This is a genomic window from Azonexus sp. (genome assembly GCF_036170495.1).
Taxonomy (GTDB): Bacteria; Pseudomonadota; Gammaproteobacteria; order Burkholderiales; family Rhodocyclaceae; genus Azonexus.
Window position 1 is genome coordinate 1 of the sequence record NZ_JAVHPH010000214.1, and the last position, 3,696, is coordinate 3,696.

Below are 3,696 nucleotides of genomic sequence, written 5' to 3' on the forward strand. Positions count from 1 at the left end.
GGTCGGGCTTTTCCTCAAGGGCGACCGGCCGCATGACGAAGAAGGTACCGTCGGTTTGCTCAATGCCCTCAAAGCGCAGGACATCCAGGACATCCTGGCCTATCTCACCTCGATTCAGGAGCCCAAGGAATGAAACGTCTTGCCCTGACACTGATCGCCCTGCTGGCCGCTTCGGGCGCCATCGCCCACGGCCATGCTGGCCCGATCGACGACAGCATGCCCGATGCCCAGCGCATCCGTTTTTGCGAACGCGTCCGCGACCACGCCCTGCAGGCTTTCTATAACCGCGACAAAGGCCGGCCGATGAAATTGTTCGACGAAGACGGCAGCGACGGCGCGCGCATCACCAATTACATCATCCGGCGCATCTACGACGAGCCGCAGATTTCCAGCCCGAAAAAGGCCGAAACCTTCGGCCGGGGGACCTGCAATGAAATGATGGGAACGAAGCCCGCCTCAGAGTAGAAAGGGGATGAAGCGCTTGGTGCGCTGCATGTAGCTGGCGTAGGTGTCGCCGAAATAGGCCAGGCATTCGCGTTCGTCGGTCACGGCGGTCAGCCACAGCGAAAACGAGGCGATGCCGGCGATGATCGTGCCGATCAGGCTGGGGTCTTGAAAATAAGCCCCCCAGGCCAGGGCAAGCAGCGAGGAATACATCGGGTGGCGGATGTAGCTGAAAATGCCGTGCGAAACCAGTTGCGTCGTCTTCTCGAATTCGTAGAAGGAGCCGTCGTCGCGCTGGGCGCTGGCCGCGCCGTCGCGGCGCAGGGTGCGTGTGCCTTCGACGACGAGGAAGATGCTCAGCAACATGAGCATCCATGAGGTGAATTGGTGCGGCGAATAGGGGTCGTCGCCCCACACGCCATGGTTGAGCACGATCAGGCCAAGAATGGCTTCCCAGGCGAAAAAGCGGTAAAAACCATGGCTGCCGGGCTTGCGCAGCGCTTTTCGCGAAAGCCAGATGACGACGGCGGTGCCAGCCAGGAAAAAGATCAGATCGTTCATGTCACTCTGAGAAAGTCGTGGTGAGGGCGGCGATCATGTAGCCGTGGTCGAGGACGCCGGCACTTTCGCGGATGCTGTGCATGGCCCACATCGGCGAGCCGACATCGACACTCGGAATGCCCAGGCGCGAGGCGACGATGGGGCCGATGGTGCTGCCGCAGCCGAGGTCGGTGCGATGGGCGTATTGCTGGCAGGGCACGCCGGCTTTTTCGCAAATAGCCATGAAGCGGGCCGCCGTCTCAGCGCTCGTGCTGTAGTGCTGATTGGCGTTGCTCTTGATGACCGGGCCGGCATTGACCAGCGCGTGGTGGCAGGGCTCGTAGGCAGCCGGGAAATTGGGGTGCCAGCCGTGCGCCATGTCGGCGCTGATGAAGAAGCTCTGCGCCAGCATGCGACGCTGATCTTCGCTATCGAGGCCGGCGCAGCCAGCCAGTCGGCTGAGCACATCGGCAACGAAGCTGCCGCCCGCGCCGGTGGCGCTTTCGCTGCCCACCTCTTCGTGGTCGAAGAAGGCGCACAGGCAGGTGGCGGCTGGCTCGCGGGTGGCGAGCAGGGCGCTCACTGCCGCATGGCAGGAAGCCAGGTTGTCGAGCTGGCTGTTGGCGACAAACTCACGGTCAACGCCCCAAAAGGCGCCTTTTTGCGTGTCGTAGGCGTTGAGTTCCCAGGTTAGCAGATCGTCCGGTTCGACACAGAGGGCGGCGGCGATGGGCTGGCGGAAGCGCGCTTCGGCCTTCGTACCGTCTTCCGAAATGCCGAGTAGCAGCGGGAGTTCGGTCTGCTTGTTGAATTTCAGGCCGTTCTCATTGACCTCGCGGTTCATGTGGATGGCGAGGTTGGGCAGGCGGAGCAGCGGCTCGGTAAAGCGCACCAGCCGGGATTCAAAACCGCCCAGCACGCGGACATTGACACGCCCGGCCAGCGACAGGTCGCGGTCGGCGAAGGTGGCGAGGATCGGGCCGCCATAGACTTCGACGCCGAGGCGCACCAGGCCGACCATGTCTTCGGCCGGCTTCGGCTTGAGGCGCAGGCCCGGCGAATCGGTATGGGCGCCGATCATGCGCAGGCCGGTGGTGGCTGCCGGCTGATTGCCGACAATGAAGGCAATGATCGACGATCCGCCACGTACGACGTAGCGACGGTCGCCGGCGTTCAAGGTCCAGCGCTCGGCTTCGTCGAGCGGTTGGAAGCCGGCAGCGGTGAGTCGGCTCTCGCAAGTCTGGACGGCATGCCAGGGGCTGGGGCTGGCATCGATGAAATCGAGCAGATCCTGCGCCTGGGCGCGGCTGGCGGTGGGAATATTCATGGCTTCTTGAGTTTCAGCAATTCGAGTAGCTGTTGGGCAACCCGTTTATCATAAAGCATGGCGATGTGTCCGACTGCGGGCAGTTCGACATCGCGCGCGCCGGGCAGGCGCTGGTTGTCCTGCGGCATGACGTAATTGTCGTAGGCATTGCGCAGGCTGACGGCGGGAATCTTGATTTTCTCGGTCGCCATGTCGCGCAACCAGAGCGAACCGGGCGTCATCTCGCGGGAATTCTGGCCGAAGCCGATTTTGCTCAGGAGGCTGCCGGCATGTGGCGTGGCCAGCGTGAACAGGCGGTCGACGCGTTCGCTGCCGTGGCGAGCCAGATAGGAGCGGCAAATCAGGCCGCCCATGCTGTGCGCGAGCAGCGTTACCTGTTTGCTGCCGGTGGCGGCGCAGACTTCCTCGATGCGCTGGGTGAGGAGTGGCACCAGCTTGCCCATGCTGGTGTAGGGTGGCGCCAGGCTGACCGTGGCGACGCCATGGCCTGCTGCTTCGAGGCGACGACGGAGCAGCCACCAGACACCACGGCTGCAGCCGTAGCCATGGACGAGCAGGATCGGCTTCTGGCCGGGGAGCAAGCGGTCGGCCGGCATCCACAGGCGCTCGAAAGGAATGACGAGCAGGAAGGTGAGGAGGAAGGCAAAATATTCGCCAGCCATGATCCGGAAGCGTTTGCCAAAGCCGAGCGCGGGCGCCGGCGAGGCGAATTTCATGCCGAAGAACCAGGTCGTGGCGTTCATCCAGAAACGCAGGCCAAGCAGGCAGTTGATGGCACCGACAACGGCGAAGGGCCAGTCGAGGTGCATGAAATGGCGGCCGATGTAGAGATAGCCGCTGATTTCAAGAGCGAGCCAGATGAGCAGCGAGACAGGAACCATGCCGGGTTCAGGCCGCTTCGGCGTCGGGCTTGGCGAGCCACAGGCAGGCGCCTTTCGATTCCTTGTCGATGGCTTTCAAAACCTGCTCGTGTTCGGCCAGTTCCTCGGGCGAGGCACGGCGCACGGTGAGCGGCTTGCGCTCGCGGACCAGGCCGTCGGCGCCGATGTTCGGGCGCGGTGCTGCATCGGGTTCGATCATCAGCGAGTTCTGGCCACGGGTCATGGCCAGGAAAACTTCGGCCAGCAGTTCGGTGTCAAGCAGGGCGCCGTGCAGGGTGCGGCTGGAGTTGTCGATTTCGTAACGTTCGCACAGCGCGTCGAGGCTGTTGCGCTTGCCGGGGTGCAGGTCCTTGGCCATGCGCAGGGTGTCGGTGACTTTGCCGCAGATGGTGCCGACCGGCACGCGGCCGAGGCGGTCGAGCTCGGCGTTGAGAAAACCGATGTCGAATGGCGCGTTGTGGATGATCAGCTCGGCACCGTTGATGAACTCCAGGAACTCGTCGG

Annotated in this window: 5 protein-coding genes; 1 reads left to right on the plus strand and 4 read right to left on the minus strand. The window is 63.3% G+C overall.

What is annotated here, in order from left to right; translation table 11 throughout:
- The first annotated feature begins 129 nt into the window (after positions 1 to 129).
- Positions 130 to 465: a hypothetical protein gene (locus tag ADADOO_RS07330; RefSeq protein WP_511276299.1), complete on the plus strand. Its 336-nt coding sequence runs from the start codon at positions 130 to 132 to the stop codon at positions 463 to 465.
- Here ADADOO_RS07330 and ADADOO_RS07335 read toward each other — a convergent pair.
- The 4 genes from ADADOO_RS07335 to dnaQ form a co-directional block, all read right to left on the minus strand.
- The gene (locus tag ADADOO_RS07335) at positions 457 to 1,005 is read right to left on the minus strand and encodes a methyltransferase family protein (protein WP_511276301.1); all 549 of its coding nucleotides are present in this window, start codon (positions 1,003 to 1,005) and stop codon (positions 457 to 459) included. The two genes, ADADOO_RS07330 and ADADOO_RS07335, sit on opposite strands and share 9 nt — an antisense overlap.
- 1 nt (position 1,006) lies before the next feature.
- Entirely contained in the window at positions 1,007 to 2,311 is a 1,305-nt protein-coding gene (locus ADADOO_RS07340; protein WP_511276303.1) for a M18 family aminopeptidase, read from the minus strand.
- The gene (locus ADADOO_RS07345) at positions 2,308 to 3,192 is read right to left on the minus strand and encodes an esterase/lipase family protein (protein ID WP_511276304.1); all 885 of its coding nucleotides are present in this window, start codon (positions 3,190 to 3,192) and stop codon (positions 2,308 to 2,310) included. The genes ADADOO_RS07340 and ADADOO_RS07345 overlap by 4 nt, the downstream gene beginning before the upstream one ends.
- 7 nt (positions 3,193 to 3,199) lie before the next feature.
- On the minus strand, positions 3,200 to 3,696 hold a 497-nt coding region (gene dnaQ, locus ADADOO_RS07350; RefSeq protein WP_511276306.1), incomplete at its 5' end, for a DNA polymerase III subunit epsilon.